Source organism: Flavobacterium sp. Sd200, from assembly GCF_009826935.1.
GTDB lineage: Bacteria > Bacteroidota > Bacteroidia > Flavobacteriales > Flavobacteriaceae > Flavobacterium.
Map to the genome: position 1 here is coordinate 475,314 of NZ_WUMN01000003.1, position 18,642 is coordinate 493,955.

Here is an 18,642-nt window from a genome sequence, read left to right on the forward strand (position 1 = left end):
GTAAAGTGGTACGCAGGAGTAAGAACTTTAAACTTTAAACCTGAAACAAAAATTGTAATGTCACTCATAACAAACATAAGGCATTTTTTTGAAAAGCATGGCTTTGAGGTAGCCTCACGCTTTGCAGATAAGCTTGGCATGCGTGCCACAAACGTGCGCTTGTTTTTTATATACATAACGTTTGTAACTATTGGGTTATGGTTTGGCGTATATCTTACATTAGCATTTTGGTTAAAGCTAAAAGATATGGTGTATACCAAGCGCAGTTCTGTTTTCGATCTTTAAGCTAATAAAAATGCACTTTTATTACTCCCTGACAAAAGACCAGCGCAAAGGCATAATAGCCCTGTGCGTAGTTATAATTGCTGTTCAGGTTGGGTACTATTTTATAAGCAATACCAATTTTAAGACCCGTACAGACAAGACAGCGGAAGAAAAAGAATGGCTTGCACTGCAAACAAAAATAGACGGGCTTAAGGCTAAAAAGGGGCAGAAGAAGTTTATCATATATCCATTTAATCCTAATTTTATTACCGATCATAAAGGGTACACGCTGGGTATGTCTGTAGAAGAAATAGACCGATTGCATGCTTACAGGGATAGCGGTAAATGGATAAATACCGTTGCCGATTTTAAAACGGTAACAAAGGTTTCGGACAGTCTTTTAAATAAAATTTCTCCTTATTTTAAATTTCCCGACTGGGTAAATAAAAAATATGGCGAACAGGTTGCGAGCAACGGGTCTGTGTTGACATCAAATAAAACGTCGTTCGATACTAAGGTAAAAACGTTCGCAGAAAAGAAAATTTCGAAACCATTATTAGACATTAATACGGCTCTCGAAGAAGACTTGATCGAAGTTTATGGCATAGGCCCGGCATTTGCTAAAAAAATATTGCTACGCCGTTCCGATCTTGGTGCTTTTGTAAGTATGGACCAGATGGAAGATTTTAAAGAATTTTCCCCGGAAGCTATTGCCGGGCTTAAGAAAGGCTTTAAGGCTGGAGAGAACCCACAGGTAGCAACCATTAATGTTAATACCGCGTCGTTACAGCAACTTTCACGCTTCCCGTATTTTAATAAAGATATTGCTAAAGCCATCATTACCCAGCGCAGCATGAAGGGTAAAATTGCTAATTTTGATGAATTGTCAAAAATTAATGATATTTTTATTGATAAATCAAAAATAATTAGCTTATATTTGGAATACTAAAAAATAAGCTGATAAAATGAATTTTGATCAAAATGAAACGCAGGCCATGATTGCACAGTCGATCAGGGAGTTTGCAGAACTTCACATCCGTCCTAATATTATGGAGTGGGACGAATCGCAGCATTTTCCGGTAGAACTTTTTAAACAGCTTGGGCAAATGGGCTATATGGGGGTTTTGGTTCCCGAAGAATATGGCGGCAGTGGCCTGGGCTATCATGAATATATTACTGTTGTTGATGAAATAAGTAAGGTAGACCCTTCGATAGGGCTTTCGGTAGCAGCACACAATTCGCTTTGTACTAACCACATCCTTACGTTTGGCAACGAAGAGCAAAAAAAGAAATGGCTGCCTAAACTGGCTACAGCCGAACATATAGGTGCCTGGGGTTTAACCGAGCATAATACAGGCAGCGATGCCGGAGGTATGAATACAACTGCGGTTAAAGACGGCGATCACTGGGTGGTTAACGGTGCAAAGAATTTTATTACGCATGCCAAATCGGGCGATGTGGCTGTGGTGATAGTGCGCACCGGAGAAAAAGGTGACTCTAAAGGCATGACTGCTTTTGTGTTTGAAAAAGGCATGTCGGGTTTTAGCAGTGGTAAAAAGGAGAACAAGCTTGGTATGCGTGCCAGCGAAACCGCCGAACTGGTGTTTGATAACTGCCGCGTGCCCGATGCCAACCGCCTTGGCGAAGTAGGCGAGGGGTTTGTACAGGCTATGAAAGTGCTTGATGGCGGACGCATATCTATAGGAGCTTTGTCGTTGGGTATTGCTAAAGGGGCTTATGAGGCTGCTCTTAAATACAGTAAAGAGCGCTATCAGTTTGGTCAGCCTATCAGTAATTTTCAGGGCATAGCGTTTAAACTTGCCGATATGGCTACCGAGATTGAGGCGTCGGAACTGCTTTTGCATAAGGCAGCCTATTTAAAAAACAACCATAAGCCAGTAACCAAAGCAGGGGCTATGGCAAAAATGTATGCCTCCGAAGTTTGCGTGCGTGTTGCTAACGAGGCAGTACAAATACATGGCGGATATGGTTACACTAAAGATTTTCCTGTAGAGAAATTTTATCGTGACTCTAAGTTATGTACGATAGGTGAAGGAACTACCGAAATACAGAAGCTGGTAATATCACGTAATTTGCTGAAAGACTAATATTTAAAAACTAACTAACTCCTTTAAGGGCTTTCTGTAATACAGAAAGCCTTTTTAGTTTTATTTATCAACACTACAACGATGTAGTTTGTGTATAGATGATAATTTTTTAATTTTTAAAGCTTCATTTTGTAATTTAGGTAAAAACCAAACCTTTTATTTATGAAATGTATATTTATTACCGCTTTCTCTGCAATGTTTTTGTGGGGATGCAGCAATGATGCCGATACGGTATCTAAAGAACCTACTGTTGAGAATGTGGGAGCAATAAAAAATCAAGATGCAGCAAGATCAACGGGAACAAAAGTAATGATGCAGGCTTTTTATTGGGATGTGCCCGGTGGGGGTAACTGGTGGAATACTATTTCGGCTAAAGTGCCTTCGTGGGCGTCGGCAGGTATAGATGCTGTTTGGCTTCCTCCGGCAACAAAAGGGCAAAGTGGCGGTTATTCTATGGGATATGATCCTTTTGACTATTTTGATTTTGGAAGCTATAACCAAATGGGTTCTGTAGAAACCCGTTTTGGGTCGCTTGCAGAATTACAGTCGCTTATAAGTACAGCCCATACTAACGACCTTAGTGTGATTGCCGATATAGTGGTAAACCACAGTAGCGGTGGAGCCTCGGAATATAATCCTTATGCTAATAGTAATACTTATACAAACTTTCAGCCGGCATCAGGCATGTTTGCGCGATCGTATAACGATTTTCATCCTAACAATGTTCACTCATCCGACGCAGGCAGCTTCGGGGGCTTTCCTGATCTTTGCCATGATAAGGTATATGTGCAGGACTGGCTTTATAATAATGCCAATTCTATAGCAAAATACTACAAGAATACTATGGGGTTTGATGGTTGGAGGTTTGATTATGTTAAAGGGTTTGAACCCTGGGTAGTTAAAAATTTTAAAGACGCAGTGGGTGGTTTTACAGTTGGCGAAAACTGGGATGGAAATGCAGGTGTATTAGAAACCTGGGTTAATAGTGCGGAGGCAAGCGCTTTTGATTTTGCCTGCTACTATAAAATGCGGGATGCTCTTAATAATAATGATCTTACGCAGCTTAACGGTGATATGTTATTAAAGAGAAATCCTTACCGTGCGGTTACCTTTGTGTCTAACCATGATACCAATGAGATATATAATAATAAATTATTAGCTTATGCTTATATTTTGACTCATGAAGGTTATCCGTGCGTTTTTTATAGGGACTATGAAGAATGGCTGGATAAAAATAAACTTAATAATCTTATATGGATACATAATAATAAAGCTACAGGAGGTACTACTTACCTTTATGCGGATAATGATGAATATGTAGCTAAACGAAACGGATCTCCGGGTATTTTGATATATATAAATAATAGCGATTCATGGCAACAACGATGGGTTGAAACCAATTGGGTTAGTACCGTTATTAAAGACTACACAGGTAATTCTTCCTGGGAGCCTACAACGCAATCGGGTAAATGGGTGCAGGTGGAGGCTCCGCCGCATGGCTATACAATATGGTCGGTAAAATAAAAAGCAGTTTTAATTTTGTGGGTTTGTAAAATAGTTATAAGTTTGCAGCCTTAACGAGAGGAGGTGTTATATTATGTTGATTATACCAATTAAAGACGGAGAAAATATCGATAGAGCGCTTAAGCGTTACAAACGTAAATTTGATAAGACTGGTGTTGTACGTCAGCTAAGAAGCCGTCAGGCTTTCATAAAACCATCAGTTGTTCGTAGGGCTCAAATACAAAAAGCAAGCTATATTCAGGGTCTTCGCGACGCTGCCGAGAGTTAATAGTAATTTTTCGGAGCTTTAAATATAAACCGTTAGCAGTAAAAGTTTAATTTTGCTGTTAACGGTTTTTTTATGGTGCAAAATAAACAGGCTTTTAAGGATTATTTGCTAAGCGAAAAAAATTATTCTTTGCTTACGGTGCGGGCATATCTTGACGATGTTTCGGCTTTTGAGCAATTTATTCAGGGTGCAGACGACGGTGCTGTGCTTGAAAATGTAGTTTACAGTCAGGTGCGCAGCTGGGTAGTTAGTTTGGTTGAGGCAGGTATTGCTAATAAATCGGTCAATCGCAAGGTGTCTTCGCTTAAAGCTTTTTACAGGTTTTTACTTAAATCAAAGCAAATCACTGTAAGTCCGCTGCAAAAACACAGGTCTTTAAAGACGGAAACTAAGGTTCAGGTTCCTTTTTCTGAAAAAGAGCTTTCGGATGTAATAGATTTTAATGCTTTTCCTGATGATTTTTCAGGTATAAGGAACAGGCTTATAATAGAACTGCTTTACACTACGGGTATGCGTAGGGCAGAACTTATTTCTTTAAAATTAAACAGTTATGATCCTGCCAACAAAACGCTTAAAGTGCTTGGCAAGCGCAATAAGGAGCGTATTCTTCCGGTGCTGGGTTGTACTGCCGATTTGATTATGCAATATATAGTGCAGCGAAGGCAGGTGCAGGGAGAGGAAAGTGGCGATTTGTTAATTTTAAATGATTCGGGTAAAAAAGTTAGTGAATCGTTTGTGTATAGGTTAATTAATTGTTACTTTAGTGTTGTCTCCGCTAAGGTAAAACGCAGTCCGCATGTGTTGCGCCACACGTTTGCAACGCACCTTTTAAACAACGGGGCCGATTTGAATTCAGTTAAAGAGTTGTTAGGGCACGCCAGTTTATCTTCTACACAAATATATACCCACAGCAGTCTTGCCGAGTTAAAAAAAGTGTACAACGATGCGCATCCGCGTGGTCATGGCTCTTGAGATGTTTAATTTAAAATGTTTTAATTATGAAAGTGAATGTTCATGCAGTTAACTTTAATGTTGACACTAAGCTCGTTGGGTTTGTTCAGTTAAGGCTTGATAAACTGGAAAAGTACTATGACAGGGTTGTTAGTTCGGATGTTTTTTTTAAGCTGGATAATACGAGTGGAAAAGAAAATAAGATAGCGGAGGTTAAAGTGACGGTTCCGGGAGACGAGTTTATAGTGAAAAAGCAGTGTAAAACATTTGAGGAAGCGGTAGAGCTTGCGGCAGATTCGATGGAGAGGTTATTAATGAAGAGAAAACAGAAAATCAGAGCGCATTCATAATTAGAAAAAAAAGTTAGAAATATTTTTGATTAGTAAATAAATTATATACATTTGCAGTCCGTTAGAAATAGCGGACTTTTTTATTGAGTTGCCGGTGTAGCTCAGCTGGCTAGAGCAGCTGATTTGTAATCAGCAGGTCGTGGGTTCGAGTCCCTCTATCGGCTCAAAAAAATAAGTTTTAGCCTTTTAAAGGTTAATAAATTGAAGTTCAGTAAGTAGCTGTGTTATTGTGGTGAAAACGTTTTTTGAAAACAACTGAAAAGTAAAGGTTCGGGGAGATACTCAAGCGGCCAACGAGGACGGACTGTAAATCCGTTGGGAAACCTTCGAAGGTTCGAATCCTTCTCTCCCCACAAAATTGTTTTGAATGATGGGTTTTGAATTTTGAATGATGCGGGTGCTGAATTTAAGATAAAATAATTCAAAATTTAAAATAATTAAAGAGGCCGGTGTAGCTCAGGGGTAGAGTGCTTCCTTGGTAAGGAAGAGGTCACGGGTTCAATTCCCGTCATTGGCTCAAAGTTTAGATGAATTTGAACACTAATTATAAACTAAGATTAAATTATTAAATCATGGCAAAGGAAACTTTTGATAGGTCGAAGCCGCACCTTAATATAGGTACAATTGGGCACGTTGACCACGGTAAAACAACTTTGACTGCTGCTATTACTAAAGTATTGGCTGATGCAGGTCTTTCTGAAGCAAAATCATTTGACCAAATTGATAACGCTCCTGAAGAAAAAGAAAGGGGTATTACTATTAATACTTCTCACGTAGAGTATGCTACTGCTAACCGTCACTATGCTCACGTTGACTGTCCTGGTCACGCTGACTACGTTAAAAACATGGTTACTGGTGCTGCTCAGATGGACGGTGCTATCCTTGTGGTTGCTGCTACAGATGGTCCTATGCCGCAAACTCGTGAGCACATCCTTCTAGGTCGCCAGGTTGGTGTTCCAAGAATGGTTGTATTTATGAATAAAGTTGACATGGTTGATGATGCTGAGCTTCTTGAGCTAGTTGAAATGGAAATCCGTGATCTACTTTCTTTCTATCAGTATGATGGTGATAATGGTCCTGTAATCCAGGGTTCTGCTCTTGGTGCACTTAACGGTGAGCCAAAATGGGTTGAAACTGTAATGAACCTTATGGCTGCTGTTGATGAGTGGATCGAGCTTCCTGTTCGTGATGTTGAGAAACCATTCCTTATGCCTGTAGAAGATGTGTTTACAATTACTGGCCGTGGTACTGTTGCTACAGGTCGTATTGAAACAGGTGTTGCTAATACAGGTGATGCAGTTGAAATCATTGGTATGGGTGCTGAGAAACTTACATCTACTATTACAGGTGTTGAGATGTTCCGTAAAATCCTTGACCGTGGTGAAGCTGGTGATAACGTAGGTCTTCTACTTCGTGGTATTGATAAAGCTGATATCCGTCGTGGTATGGTTATTATCAAGCCAGGATCTGTTAAGCCACACGCTCACTTCAAAGCTGAGGTTTATATCCTTAAAAAAGAAGAAGGTGGTCGTCACACTCCATTCCACAATAACTACCGTCCTCAGTTCTACGTTCGTACAACTGACGTAACAGGTACTATTACTCTTCCAGAAGGTGTAGAGATGGTAATGCCAGGTGATAACCTTACAATCGAAGTGCAACTACTTAGCCCAATCGCTCTTAGCGTAGGTCTACGTTTCGCTATCCGTGAGGGTGGTCGTACAGTAGGTGCTGGTCAGGTTACTGAGATACTATAATTATTGAATACATAAAAGCCGGCCGGTTTGTATTTATCGGCTGGCTTTTAAATAAACGGGCGTAGTTCAAGGGCAGAATAGCGGTCTCCAAAACCGTTGATGGGGGTTCGAATCCCTCCGCCCGTGCAAATAAAAAGATATAAGATGAAAATTACCAATTATATATCTGAGGCGTTTACAGAGCTGAAAGATAACGTAACATGGCCAGAGTGGGCAGAGGTGCAGCGTCTTACCATTGTTGTGGCTGTTTTCTCGATGATTTTTGCTATAGTTACCTTTGGTATAGACAGGGGCTTTGAGGTTCTTGTTGCTAAACTATATGCTTTCTTAAAAAACTAATTTTATTGAGATGACTGATAACAATGTCAAAAAATGGTATGTGGTTAGGGCGGTAAGCGGTCAGGAAAATAAAGTTAAAAACTATATAGAAACCGAGATAGCTAAACATGGCATGGCAGACTATGTTTCTCAGGTGCTTGTGCCAACTGAGAAGGTGGTAACTGTGCGTGACGGAAAAAAGATCAGCAAAGACAGGGTTTATTTTCCGGGCTATGTAATGGTAGAAGCTAACTTAACAGGCGAAATACCACATATTATTAAATCGATAACCGGTGTTATTGGTTTTCTTGGAGAAACTAAAGGCGGCGATGCTGTTCCTTTAAGATTATCTGAAGTTAACCGTATGCTGGGCAAAGTAGACGAACTTTCTGTTAAGGCAGATAATTCGTCGATACCGTTTACAGTAGGAGAGACTATTAAAGTTATAGACGGACCGTTTAATGGTTTTAATGGCAGTGTAGAGAAAGTAAACGAAGATAAACGTAAACTTGAGGTTATGGTGAAAATTTTTGGAAGGAAAACACCACTTGAATTGAGTTTTACGCAGGTAGAAAAAGTATAATTTTTGTTACACTTATTATAAATCACATCATTCGCTTCCAATTGAAGATGTGCTAAATCTTTTAAAGAAATGGCTAAAGAAATTAGTAAAGTAGTTAAACTACAAGTTAAGGGAGGTGCTGCGAATCCGTCGCCACCGGTTGGACCTGCTTTGGGGGCTGCTGGTGTTAACATCATGGAGTTTTGTAAGCAATTTAATGCTAGAACTCAGGATAAACCCGGCAAAGTATTACCAGTACAAATTACTGTGTATAAAGACAAATCTTTCGAGTTTGTTGTTAAAACGCCACCGGCTGCTATTCAGTTACTGGATGCTGCTAAGCTAAAAGGAGGTTCTGGCGAACCTAACCGTAAAAAAGTTGCAAGTGTTACCTGGGATCAGATCAGGGCTATTGCAGAGGACAAAATGCCAGACCTTAATGCTTTTACAATTGAAAAAGCAATGAGCATGGTTGCAGGTACTGCAAGATCTATGGGTATAACCGTATCAGGAACAGCTCCTTTTTAATCGTAAAAAGAACAAGAAGAAATGGCAAAATTGACAAAAAAACAGAAAGAGGCTGCTGCAAAGATTGAAAAGAACAAACTGTATTCATTAAAAGATGCTTCTGCATTGATTAAAACAGTTGCTTCTGCAAAATTTGACGAGTCTGTTGATATCGCGGTGCGTCTTGGTGTAGATCCAAGAAAAGCAAACCAAATGGTAAGGGGTGTTGTAACACTTCCTCACGGAACAGGTAAAGATGTAAGGGTTCTTGCTCTTGTAACTCCGGATAAAGAAGCTGAAGCTAAAGCTGCTGGTGCAGACCATGTAGGTTTAGATGATTACCTTCAAAAAATTAAAGACGGATGGACGGATGTTGATGTTATCATCACTGTGCCAAGCGTTATGGGTAAATTAGGTCCGTTAGGTAGAATATTAGGTCCTCGTGGCTTAATGCCAAACCCTAAAACAGGAACTGTAACTATGGACGTGGCTAAAGCCGTTGCAGAAGTTAAAGCTGGTAAAATTGACTTTAAAGTTGATAAAACCGGTATTGTTCATGCAGGTATAGGAAGGATCTCTTTTGATGCTGACAAGATAACTGAGAACGCGCACGAAATTATTCAAACATTGATTAAATTAAAACCAACTGCAGCTAAAGGTACATATATTAAGAGTATCCACATCTCTAGTACTATGAGCCCTGCTATACCTTTAGATACTAAAGCGGTATAATTGGTAGTTAAAAATTTTTTATTATGACTAAAGAAGAAAAATCAAGAGTTATTGAAGATTTAACTGCTCAGTTAGCCGAGGCAAACGTAGTTTACGTTGCTGATATTTCAGGACTAAATGCTTCAGTTACTTCAGACTTAAGAAGGGCTTGCTTTAAAGCAGGTATCAAGCTTGAGGTTGTTAAAAACACATTGCTTGAAAAAGCTATGGAAGGCACGTCTAATAACTATGGTGAATTACCAACCATACTAAAAGGCAACACTTCTATTCTTATAGCTGATAACGGTAATGCACCGGCTAAAATTATCAAAGAATTCCGTAAAAGGTCTGATAAGCCTGTATTAAAAGGGGCTTACATTCACGAAGCGGTATTTATCGGAGACAATCAGCTTGATGCACTTGTATCTCTTAAATCTAAAGACGAAGTTATCGGCGAAATCGTTGGTCTACTTCAGTCTCCTGCTAAAAATGTTGTTTCTGCCCTTAAATCAGGCGGTGGCAAAATTGCTGGCATCCTTAAAACATTATCTGAGAAATAATCCGGATAATACGCGACGAACGCACTTAATAAATTATATATTACAAACTATTTAAAACGATAGAAAAAATGGCAGATTTGAAACAATTCGCAGAGCAACTGGTTAACCTAACAGTTAAAGAAGTAAACGAGCTTGCTGCAATATTAAAAGAAGAGTATGGTATTGAGCCTGCTGCTGCTGCTGCAGTTGCTGTAGCTGGTCCTGCTTCTGATGCTCCTGCTGCTGCTGAGCAAACTGAATTTACTGTAGTTCTTAAAGATGCTGGTGCTTCTAAACTTGCTGTTGTGAAAGCGGTTAAAGAACTTACTGGCCTAGGTCTTAAAGAAGCTAAAGATCTTGTAGACGGTGCTCCTGCAAATGTAAAAGAAGGTGTTTCTAAAGATGAGGCTGAAGGTCTTAAAAAATCATTAGAAGAGGCTGGAGCTGTTGTTGAGCTTAAATAAGCTTACATAAGTTTAAAAATTCAGGTTTAGGCCTTGGGAAGAACTCTCAAAGGCCTAAACCATTTTTCGTATAATAACTTTTTATACGACCCAATATATTTTATTTTAATCAAAATTTTGTCCATTGATGATAACAAATCAGACTGAAAGATTAAATTTTGCCTCAACAAAAAACATCCCAAGCTACCCGGACTTCCTGGATATTCAGGTAAAATCGTTCAGGGATTTTTTCCAGCTTGAAACAAAATCGGATGAAAGAGGCAACGAAGGTCTTTATAACACCTTCATGGAAAACTTTCCGATCACTGATACAAGAAATCAGTTCGTACTGGAGTTCCTTGATTACTTTGTTGACCCGCCACGTTATTCAATTGAAGAGTGTATAGACAGGGGCTTAACTTATAGCGTGCCGCTAAAAGCGCGTTTAAAGCTATATTGTACAGACCCTGAACATGAGGATTTTGAAACAATTGTACAGGATGTTTATTTAGGTACTATACCTTATATGACACCAAGCGGCACCTTTGTTATCAACGGCGCAGAGCGTGTAGTTGTTTCTCAGCTTCACAGGTCTCCCGGTGTATTCTTTGGCCAGTCGTTCCACGCAAACGGAACAAAACTATACTCTGCAAGGGTAATACCTTTTAAAGGTTCATGGATAGAATTCGCTACAGACATTAACAGTGTTATGTATGCTTACATTGACAGGAAAAAGAAACTTCCTGTTACAACCCTTTTCCGTGCCATTGGTTTCGAAAGGGATAAAGACATCCTTGAAATATTTGACCTTGCGGAAGAAATTAAAGTTTCTAAAACAAGCTTAAAAAAATATATAGGCAGGAGACTTGCTGCACGTGTGTTAAACACATGGCACGAGGATTTTGTGGATGAGGATACAGGCGAGGTAGTATCTATTGAGCGTAACGAAATTATATTAGACAGGGATACTCTTATCGACAAAGATAATGTTGAGGAGATTATTGAGGCTAATGTAAAATCGATACTGCTTCATAAAGAGGATAACAACCAGGCTGACTATGCTATTATCCATAATACGCTCCAGAAAGACCCTACAAACTCTGAAAAAGAAGCTGTAGAGCACATTTACCGTCAGCTGCGTAATGCAGAACCACCTGATGAGGAAACGGCTCGTGGCATTATAGATAAACTGTTCTTCTCAGACCAGCGTTACAACCTTGGAGACGTTGGCCGTTACAGGATGAACAAAAAACTTAATCTTGACATCCCTATGGATAAGCAGGTGCTTACCAAAGAGGATATCATTACTATAGTTAAATACCTTATAGAGCTTATAAACTCTAAAGCTGAGATTGATGATATTGACCACCTTTCTAACCGTCGTGTGCGTACAGTAGGTGAGCAGTTATCGGCTCAGTTTGGTGTAGGTTTGGCACGTATGGCTAGAACTATCCGTGAGCGTATGAATGTTAGGGATAACGAGGTGTTTACACCTATCGACCTTATCAATGCCAAAACATTGTCGTCGGTTATCAACTCGTTCTTTGGTACTAACCAGCTTTCACAGTTCATGGACCAGACCAACCCTCTTGCCGAGATTACGCACAAGCGTAGGCTTTCTGCACTTGGACCAGGTGGTCTTAGCCGTGAAAGGGCAGGTTTCGAGGTTCGAGACGTTCACTACACGCACTATGGCCGTTTATGTCCAATTGAAACGCCTGAAGGACCGAACATTGGTTTGATCTCTTCGCTTGGTGTTTATGCTAAAGTAAACGGAATGGGCTTTATTGAGACACCTTACCGCAAAGTTACTGAGGGTAAAGTAGATCTTGTAAGCGAGCCTGTTTATTTAAGTGCAGAAGAGGAGGAAGGCAAACTTATTGCCCAGGCGAATATTGAAATGGATGACAACGGTGTGATAACTGCTGAGAAAGTTATTGCCCGTGAGGAGGGTGACTTCCCTGTGTTAGAGCCAACAGCGGTACACTATACTGACGTTGCCCCTAACCAAATTGCATCTATATCGGCATCGCTTATTCCGTTCCTTGAGCACGATGATGCGAACCGTGCGCTGATGGGATCTAACATGATGCGCCAGGCAGTTCCTCTTTTACGTCCGGAAGCCCCAATTGTGGGTACAGGATTGGAGCGCCAGGTAGCTTCAGACTCAAGGGTACTTATCAATGCCGAAGGCAGTGGTACTGTTGAGTATGTAGATGCTAATCAGGTTACAATTAAATATGATAGGACCGATCGTGAGAGAAGCGTAAGCTTTGATCCGGACGAGAAAACATACCAGCTTATTAAGTTCAGGAAGACCAACCAAAGTACAAGTATAAACCTTAAGCCAATTGTTAGAAAAGGTGACAGGGTTGTTAAAGGACAGGTACTTTGTGAAGGTTATGCTACCCAAAACGGTGAGCTTGCTCTTGGACGTAACCTTAAAGTGGCGTTCATGCCATGGAAAGGATACAACTTTGAGGATGCTATCGTAATCTCTGAAAAAGTGGTTCGTGATGATATCTTTACTTCAATCCACGTGGATGATTATTCACTTGAGGTTAGGGATACCAAATTGGGTAACGAAGAACTTACCAACGATATACCAAACGTTTCTGAAGAGGCTACTAAAGACCTTGATGAGAACGGTATGATCAGGATTGGTGCCGAGGTTAAACCTGGCGATATCCTTATTGGTAAGATCACTCCAAAAGGAGAGAGCGACCCAACACCGGAGGAAAAACTTCTTCGCGCCATCTTTGGCGATAAGGCTGGCGACGTTAAAGATGCTTCATTAAAAGCGTCTCCGTCACTTCATGGTGTGGTTCTTGATAAGAAACTGTTTGCGCGTGCCGTTAAGGATAAACGCAAACGTACTAAAGATAAGGATGATTTGACTAAACTTGAAGGCGAGTTTGAAGTTAAGTTCGTAGAGCTTAAAGACAGGCTTATTGACAAGTTGTTTAACGTGGTTAACGGCAAAACATCTCAGGGTGTAATGAACGATCTTGGTGAGGAAGTACTGCCAAAAGGCAAGAAATATACCCAGAAAATGCTTTATGCTGTTGAGGATTTTGCTCACTTAACTAAAGGGCAGTGGACTACAGATGATGAGACCAATGCTATGGTTAACGACCTTATCCACAACTATAAAATTAAGCTTAACGACCTTCAGGGGGCTTTAAGGAGAGAGAAATTTACCATTACAGTAGGAGATGAGCTTCCGTCTGGAATCTTAAAACTTGCTAAAGTTTACATTGCTAAAAAACGTAAGCTTAAAGTGGGAGATAAAATGGCGGGTCGTCACGGTAACAAAGGTATTGTTGCCAGGATCGTTCGTCATGAAGATATGCCTTTCCTTGAAGACGGTACTCCTGTAGATATCGTGCTTAACCCGCTTGGTGTACCATCGCGTATGAACATCGGGCAGATATATGAAACGGTACTTGGATGGGCAGGTATGAACTTAGGCCGCAAATTTGCAACGCCTATTTTTGACGGTGCATCGTTAGACCAGATCAATGCATTAACAGATGAAGCAGGAATCCCTCGCTTTGGCCACACGTATCTATATGATGGTGGTACAGGAGAGCGTTTCCACCAGCCGGCAACCGTAGGTGTAATCTACATGCTTAAACTGGGCCACATGGTTGATGATAAAATGCACGCGCGTTCTATTGGTCCGTACTCGCTTATCACGCAGCAGCCTCTTGGAGGTAAAGCACAGTTTGGTGGTCAGCGTTTCGGGGAGATGGAGGTTTGGGCTCTTGAGGCTTATGGTGCGTCGAGCACGCTTAGGGAGATACTTACCGTTAAATCGGATGACGTAATAGGCAGGGCTAAAACTTACGAAGCTATCGTTAAGGGTGAAACCATGCCGGAGCCAGGATTACCGGAATCGTTCAATGTATTGATGCATGAACTTAAAGGTCTTGGATTAGACATCAGATTAGAAGAATAATTTTCCAAAAAAAAAGGGAGCGGTTTTTGCCGTTCCCTTTACATACTTTTTTAATAATTGGTAGATACATATCATGACAAGATTAAAAGATAAAAATACCGTTAAAAGATTCGACAAGATATCTATAGGCCTTGCTTCGCCGGAGTCTATACTTGCAGAGTCGAGGGGTGAGGTTTTAAAACCGGAAACCATTAACTATCGTACCCACAAACCAGAAAGGGACGGCCTTTTTTGCGAGCGTATTTTTGGTCCTGTAAAGGATTTTGAATGTGCTTGTGGTAAATATAAAAGGATTCGTTATAAAGGTATCGTTTGTGACCGATGCGGTGTTGAAGTTACCGAGAAAAAAGTGCGTCGTGATAGGGTGGGCCACATCAACCTTGTGGTGCCTATTGCACATATATGGTATTTCCGTTCACTTCCTAATAAAATAGGTTATATCCTTGGTTTGCCTTCTAAAAAGCTGGATATGATCATATACTACGAAAGGTATGTGGTTATACAGGCGGGTATTGCTAAAGGGCCGGACGGCGACAGCCTGAACAGGTTAGACTTTTTAACCGAAGAAGAATATTTAAACATACTGGATTCACTTCCGCAGGAAAACCAATATCTTGACGATACAGACCCTAATAAGTTTATTGCCAAGATGGGTGCGGAGTGTATTATGGATTTGCTTGCAAGAATAGATCTTGATGAGCTTTCTTACCAACTGCGCCACAGTGCCAACAACGAAACTTCTAAACAACGTAAAACTGAAGCCCTTAAAAGGCTACAGGTTGTAGAGTCTTTCCGTGAATCTAACTTTAACAGGGAAAACCGCCCAGAGTGGATGATCCTTAAAGTTATTCCGGTTATACCGCCAGAACTTCGTCCGCTTGTGCCGCTTGACGGTGGCCGTTTTGCTACGTCTGACCTTAACGACCTTTACCGTAGGGTTATCATCCGTAACAACCGTCTGAAAAGGCTAATGGAGATCAAAGCTCCTGAAGTGATCCTTCGTAACGAAAAGCGTATGCTACAGGAATCTGTAGATTCACTTTTCGATAACACAAGAAAAGCTTCTGCTGTTAAAACAGAATCTAACAGGCCGCTTAAATCACTATCTGATTCATTAAAAGGTAAACAGGGACGTTTCCGTCAAAACCTACTTGGTAAACGTGTTGACTATTCTGCACGTTCGGTAATTGTTGTTGGACCTGAGATGAAACTGTTTGAGTGTGGTCTTCCTAAAGATATGGCTGCAGAACTTTACAAACCATTCGTTATCCGTAAACTGATAGAGCGTGGTATTGTAAAAACGGTTAAATCGGCTAAGAAAATAATTGATAAAAAAGAACCTGTAGTTTGGGATATCCTTGAAAATGTAATTAAAGGACACCCGGTACTTTTAAACAGGGCCCCAACTCTTCACAGACTTGGTATACAGGCATTCCAGCCAAAACTTATCGAAGGTAAAGCAATCCAGCTTCACCCATTGGTATGTACGGCGTTTAATGCCGACTTTGATGGTGACCAGATGGCGGTACACCTTCCGTTAGGGCCAGAGGCTATTCTTGAGGCACAGCTGTTAATGCTTGCATCGCACAATATCCTTAACCCTGCCAACGGTGCTCCGGTAACTGTACCTTCTCAGGACATGGTTCTTGGTCTGTATTACATGACCAAAGAGCGTTTAAGTACTGATACTTTAAAAATTCTTGGCCAAGACCTTGTGTTCTATTCTGCCGAAGAAGTAAATATTGCTCTTAATGAGGGCAGGCTGGAACTTAACGCTCGCGTTAAGATCCGTGCTAAAGACTTTAATGAAAATGGCGAGCTTGTTTGGAAAATTATCCAGACAACAGCCGGTAGGGTATTGTTTAACGAAGTAGTTCCTGAAGCTGCGGGTTATATAAACGAGGTACTTACCAAAAAATCGTTAAGGGATATTATTGGTAAAATTTTAAGTGTTACCAATGTACCTACAACTGCTGCGTTCCTTGACAATATGAAAGATATGGGTTACAAATTTGCCTTTAGGGGTGGTTTGTCATTCAGCTTAGGTGATATTATTATCCCTGCAAGGAAACAGGAGCTTATAGATGACGCAAACTCTAAAGTTGAAGAGATCTCTGCGAGCTATAACATGGGTCTTATTACCAACAACGAGCGTTACAACCAGGTAATTGACGTTTGGACTTCTACCAACGCCATGCTTACTGAGCTTGCCATGAAAAACATCCGCGAAGACCAACAGGGCTTTAACTCGGTGTACATGATGCTTGACTCTGGGGCGAGGGGTTCTAAAGAGCAGATTCGTCAGTTGACAGGTATGCGTGGTTTGATGGCCAAGCCTAAAAAATCTACTGCCGGTGGTGGTGAGATTATCGAAAACCCAATCCTTTCTAACTTTAAGGAAGGCCTTTCGATCCTTGAATACTTTATCTCTACGCACGGTGCCCGTAAAGGTCTTGCGGATACGGCTCTTAAAACGGCCGATGCCGGTTACCTTACAAGGAGGCTTGTAGACGTATCTCAGGATGTTATTGTAAACTCTGTAGACTGTGGTACACTTCGTGGTATTGAGGTTACGGCACTTAAAAATAACGAAGAGATCGTTGAAACGCTTGGCGAAAGGATTCTTGGTCGTGTGGCGCTTCAGGATGTTGTTAACCCACTTACAAACGAAGTACTTGTTCGTGGTGGTGACGAAATTAAAGAAGCTGAAGTTAGAGCTATAAGCGCTGCTCCTATTGAAAGGGTAGAAGTGCGCTCTCCGCTAACCTGTGAGGCTAAAAAAGGTATCTGTGCAAAATGTTACGGACGTAGCCTTGCAACAGGCCAGATGACTCAAAAAGGTGAAGCTGTTGGTGTAATTGCTGCACAATCTATTGGTGAGCCGGGTACTCAGCTTACACTACGTACATTCCACGTTGGTGGTGTTGCGGGTGGTATGTCTGAAGAATCTAGCATCGTTACACGTTTTGCAGGTCGTCTTGAAATTGAAGATCTTAAAACTGTAGTTGGTGAAGATACTGAAGGTAACGAAACTGATATTGTTGTATCGCGTTCTACTGAGCTTAAACTTGTAGACCCTAACACAGGTATCGTATTAAATACACACAACATACCTTATGGTTCGAGCATTTTTGTAAAAGATGGCGATGTTGTAGAAAAAGGAGCCCTTATTTGTAAATGGGACCCTTATAATGGTGTTATTATTTCTGAGTTTACCGGTAAAGTAGCTTATGAAGATATCGAACAGGGACAATCGTTCATGGTTGAGATCGATGAGCAAACAGGTTTTCAGGAAAAAGTAATTTCTGAAGCAAGGAACAAAAAACTTATTCCAACACTACTTATCTATGGTAAGGATGGTGAGTTGATACGTTCTTACAACCTACCTGTGGGTGCCCACCTTATGGTAGATAACGGTGAGAAAATTAAAGCTGGTAAGATCCTTGTGAAAATACCAAGGCGCTCGTCTAAAGCTGGTGATATTACCGGAGGTTTACCAAGGATTACTGAGCTTCTTGAAGCACGTAACCCAAGTAACCCGGCTGTAGTATCTGAAATAGACGGTGTGGTATCGTTCGGTAAGATCAAGAGGGGTAACCGTGAGATCGTGATCGAATCTAAATTTGGTGAGATTAAAAAGTATCTTGTGAAACTTTCTAACCAGATCCTTGTTCAGGAAAACGACTACGTTAAAGCGGGTATGCCACTATCTGACGGTGCTATAACTCCGGAAGATATCCTTAGGATACAGGGGCCATCTGCAGTACAGCAGTATCTTGTAAACGAGATCCAGGAGGTTTACCGTCTTCAGGGTGTGAAAATCAACGATAAACACTTTGAAGTTGTTGTACGCCAGATGATGCGTAAAGTACAGGTTCAGGATCCGGGTGATACCCTGTTCCTTGAAGATCAACTGATACACACGTCTGACTTTATCTATGAGAACGACAAGCTTTACGGAATGAAAGTGGTAGAAGATGCAGGAGATTCTGATAACCTTAAACCGGGTCAGATCGTTACACCGCGCGAGCTAAGAGACGAAAACTCTCTGCTTAAGCGTAACGACAAAACTCAGGTATCGGCAAGAGACGTGGTTCCGGCTACGGCGACTCCGGTACTACAGGGTATTACAAGAGCTTCGCTTCAAACCAAATCGTTCATCTCTGCAGCATCGTTCCAGGAAACTACAAAAGTTCTTAATGAGGCAGCAGTAGCCGGTAAGGTAGACGGTCTTGAAGGACTTAAAGAAAATGTAATTGTTGGTCACAGAATACCTGCAGGTACAGGTATGAGAGACTACGATAACATTGTTGTAGGTTCTAAAGATGAAGAGTATAATGAGTTATTAACTCCGAAAGAGGAATTTAACTATTAATAGT

The 18,642-nt window shown here is 40.9% G+C and carries 16 protein-coding genes and 4 tRNA genes; all 20 read left to right on the forward strand.

Annotated features, from left to right (window positions below):
* Positions 1 to 57 precede the first annotated feature (57 nt).
* The 20 genes from GR160_RS11310 to rpoC all read left to right on the forward strand — a co-directional run bounded on the left by GR160_RS11310 (position 58) and on the right by rpoC (position 18,638).
* Entirely contained in the window at positions 58 to 285 is a 228-nt protein-coding gene (locus tag GR160_RS11310) for a PspC domain-containing protein (protein WP_160749974.1), read from the forward strand.
* A 10-nt stretch (positions 286 to 295) separates the two neighbouring features.
* The gene (locus tag GR160_RS11315) at positions 296 to 1,213 is read left to right on the forward strand and encodes a helix-hairpin-helix domain-containing protein (protein WP_160749975.1); all 918 of its coding nucleotides are present in this window, start codon (positions 296 to 298) and stop codon (positions 1,211 to 1,213) included.
* A 16-nt stretch (positions 1,214 to 1,229) separates the two neighbouring features.
* The gene (locus GR160_RS11320; RefSeq protein ID WP_160749976.1) at positions 1,230 to 2,372 is read left to right on the forward strand and encodes an acyl-CoA dehydrogenase family protein; all 1,143 of its coding nucleotides are present in this window, start codon (positions 1,230 to 1,232) and stop codon (positions 2,370 to 2,372) included.
* 162 nt (positions 2,373 to 2,534) lie between these two features.
* Positions 2,535 to 3,896 carry an alpha-amylase gene (locus GR160_RS11325; protein WP_160749977.1) on the forward strand — a complete coding sequence of 454 codons (1,362 nt, stop codon included), beginning with the start codon at positions 2,535 to 2,537 and terminating at the stop codon, positions 3,894 to 3,896.
* Positions 3,897 to 3,969: 73 nt separating this feature from the next.
* Positions 3,970 to 4,164, forward strand: a complete 195-nt coding sequence (gene rpsU / locus GR160_RS11330) for a 30S ribosomal protein S21 (protein WP_160749978.1) — start codon at positions 3,970 to 3,972, stop codon at positions 4,162 to 4,164.
* A 72-nt stretch (positions 4,165 to 4,236) separates the two neighbouring features.
* A complete protein-coding gene (locus tag GR160_RS11335; RefSeq protein ID WP_160749979.1) occupies positions 4,237 to 5,136 on the forward strand; it encodes a tyrosine-type recombinase/integrase in 900 nt (299 codons plus the stop codon).
* A gap of 26 nt (positions 5,137 to 5,162) precedes the next feature.
* Positions 5,163 to 5,465, forward strand: a complete 303-nt coding sequence (hpf, locus tag GR160_RS11340; RefSeq protein ID WP_160749980.1) for a ribosome hibernation-promoting factor, HPF/YfiA family — start codon at positions 5,163 to 5,165, stop codon at positions 5,463 to 5,465.
* 90 nt (positions 5,466 to 5,555) lie between these two features.
* Positions 5,556 to 5,629: transfer RNA gene (locus GR160_RS11345), tRNA-Thr, on the forward strand.
* Positions 5,630 to 5,737: 108 nt separating this feature from the next.
* Positions 5,738 to 5,818 (forward strand) — tRNA-Tyr (locus tag GR160_RS11350).
* Positions 5,819 to 5,910: 92 nt separating this feature from the next.
* A tRNA-Thr gene (locus GR160_RS11355) sits at positions 5,911 to 5,982 on the forward strand.
* A gap of 55 nt (positions 5,983 to 6,037) precedes the next feature.
* Positions 6,038 to 7,222 (forward strand): elongation factor Tu, encoded by a 1,185-nt coding sequence (tuf, locus tag GR160_RS11360; RefSeq protein ID WP_160749981.1) that lies wholly within the window; start codon positions 6,038 to 6,040, stop codon positions 7,220 to 7,222.
* A gap of 55 nt (positions 7,223 to 7,277) precedes the next feature.
* Positions 7,278 to 7,348, forward strand: a tRNA-Trp gene (locus GR160_RS11365).
* A gap of 18 nt (positions 7,349 to 7,366) precedes the next feature.
* Positions 7,367 to 7,561, forward strand: coding sequence for a preprotein translocase subunit SecE (gene secE, locus GR160_RS11370; protein WP_237421212.1), 195 nt, complete (start codon positions 7,367 to 7,369; stop codon positions 7,559 to 7,561).
* 10 nt (positions 7,562 to 7,571) lie between these two features.
* Complete coding sequence (gene nusG, locus GR160_RS11375) at positions 7,572 to 8,123, forward strand: transcription termination/antitermination protein NusG (protein WP_160749983.1); 552 nt, start codon at positions 7,572 to 7,574, stop codon at positions 8,121 to 8,123.
* A 69-nt stretch (positions 8,124 to 8,192) separates the two neighbouring features.
* A complete protein-coding gene (rplK, locus tag GR160_RS11380) occupies positions 8,193 to 8,630 on the forward strand; it encodes a 50S ribosomal protein L11 (protein ID WP_160749984.1) in 438 nt (145 codons plus the stop codon).
* A gap of 21 nt (positions 8,631 to 8,651) precedes the next feature.
* Positions 8,652 to 9,341 (forward strand): 50S ribosomal protein L1, encoded by a 690-nt coding sequence (gene rplA / locus GR160_RS11385; protein ID WP_160749985.1) that lies wholly within the window; start codon positions 8,652 to 8,654, stop codon positions 9,339 to 9,341.
* Between the two features lie 23 nt (positions 9,342 to 9,364).
* Entirely contained in the window at positions 9,365 to 9,880 is a 516-nt protein-coding gene (rplJ, locus tag GR160_RS11390) for a 50S ribosomal protein L10 (protein WP_160749986.1), read from the forward strand.
* 68 nt (positions 9,881 to 9,948) lie between these two features.
* The gene (rplL, locus tag GR160_RS11395; RefSeq protein WP_160749987.1) at positions 9,949 to 10,323 is read left to right on the forward strand and encodes a 50S ribosomal protein L7/L12; all 375 of its coding nucleotides are present in this window, start codon (positions 9,949 to 9,951) and stop codon (positions 10,321 to 10,323) included.
* 127 nt (positions 10,324 to 10,450) lie between these two features.
* A complete protein-coding gene (gene rpoB, locus GR160_RS11400; RefSeq protein WP_160749988.1) occupies positions 10,451 to 14,263 on the forward strand; it encodes a DNA-directed RNA polymerase subunit beta in 3,813 nt (1,270 codons plus the stop codon).
* Between the two features lie 73 nt (positions 14,264 to 14,336).
* Entirely contained in the window at positions 14,337 to 18,638 is a 4,302-nt protein-coding gene (gene rpoC, locus GR160_RS11405; protein WP_160749989.1) for a DNA-directed RNA polymerase subunit beta', read from the forward strand.
* Positions 18,639 to 18,642: the final 4 nt, after the last annotated feature.

Coding starts and splice junctions, on each gene's coding strand:
- GR160_RS11310 (WP_160749974.1), top strand. CDS start 58: ATGTCACTCATAACAAACATAAGGCATTTTTTTGAAAAGCATGGCTTT.
- GR160_RS11315 (WP_160749975.1), top strand. CDS start 296: ATGCACTTTTATTACTCCCTGACAAAAGACCAGCGCAAAGGCATAATA.
- GR160_RS11320 (WP_160749976.1), top strand. CDS start 1,230: ATGAATTTTGATCAAAATGAAACGCAGGCCATGATTGCACAGTCGATC.
- GR160_RS11325 (WP_160749977.1), top strand. CDS start 2,535: ATGAAATGTATATTTATTACCGCTTTCTCTGCAATGTTTTTGTGGGGA.
- rpsU (WP_160749978.1), top strand. CDS start 3,970: ATGTTGATTATACCAATTAAAGACGGAGAAAATATCGATAGAGCGCTT.
- GR160_RS11335 (WP_160749979.1), top strand. CDS start 4,237: ATGGTGCAAAATAAACAGGCTTTTAAGGATTATTTGCTAAGCGAAAAA.
- hpf (WP_160749980.1), top strand. CDS start 5,163: ATGAAAGTGAATGTTCATGCAGTTAACTTTAATGTTGACACTAAGCTC.
- tuf (WP_160749981.1), top strand. CDS start 6,038: ATGGCAAAGGAAACTTTTGATAGGTCGAAGCCGCACCTTAATATAGGT.
- secE (WP_237421212.1), top strand. CDS start 7,367: ATGAAAATTACCAATTATATATCTGAGGCGTTTACAGAGCTGAAAGAT.
- nusG (WP_160749983.1), top strand. CDS start 7,572: ATGACTGATAACAATGTCAAAAAATGGTATGTGGTTAGGGCGGTAAGC.
- rplK (WP_160749984.1), top strand. CDS start 8,193: ATGGCTAAAGAAATTAGTAAAGTAGTTAAACTACAAGTTAAGGGAGGT.
- rplA (WP_160749985.1), top strand. CDS start 8,652: ATGGCAAAATTGACAAAAAAACAGAAAGAGGCTGCTGCAAAGATTGAA.
- rplJ (WP_160749986.1), top strand. CDS start 9,365: ATGACTAAAGAAGAAAAATCAAGAGTTATTGAAGATTTAACTGCTCAG.
- rplL (WP_160749987.1), top strand. CDS start 9,949: ATGGCAGATTTGAAACAATTCGCAGAGCAACTGGTTAACCTAACAGTT.
- rpoB (WP_160749988.1), top strand. CDS start 10,451: ATGATAACAAATCAGACTGAAAGATTAAATTTTGCCTCAACAAAAAAC.
- rpoC (WP_160749989.1), top strand. CDS start 14,337: ATGACAAGATTAAAAGATAAAAATACCGTTAAAAGATTCGACAAGATA.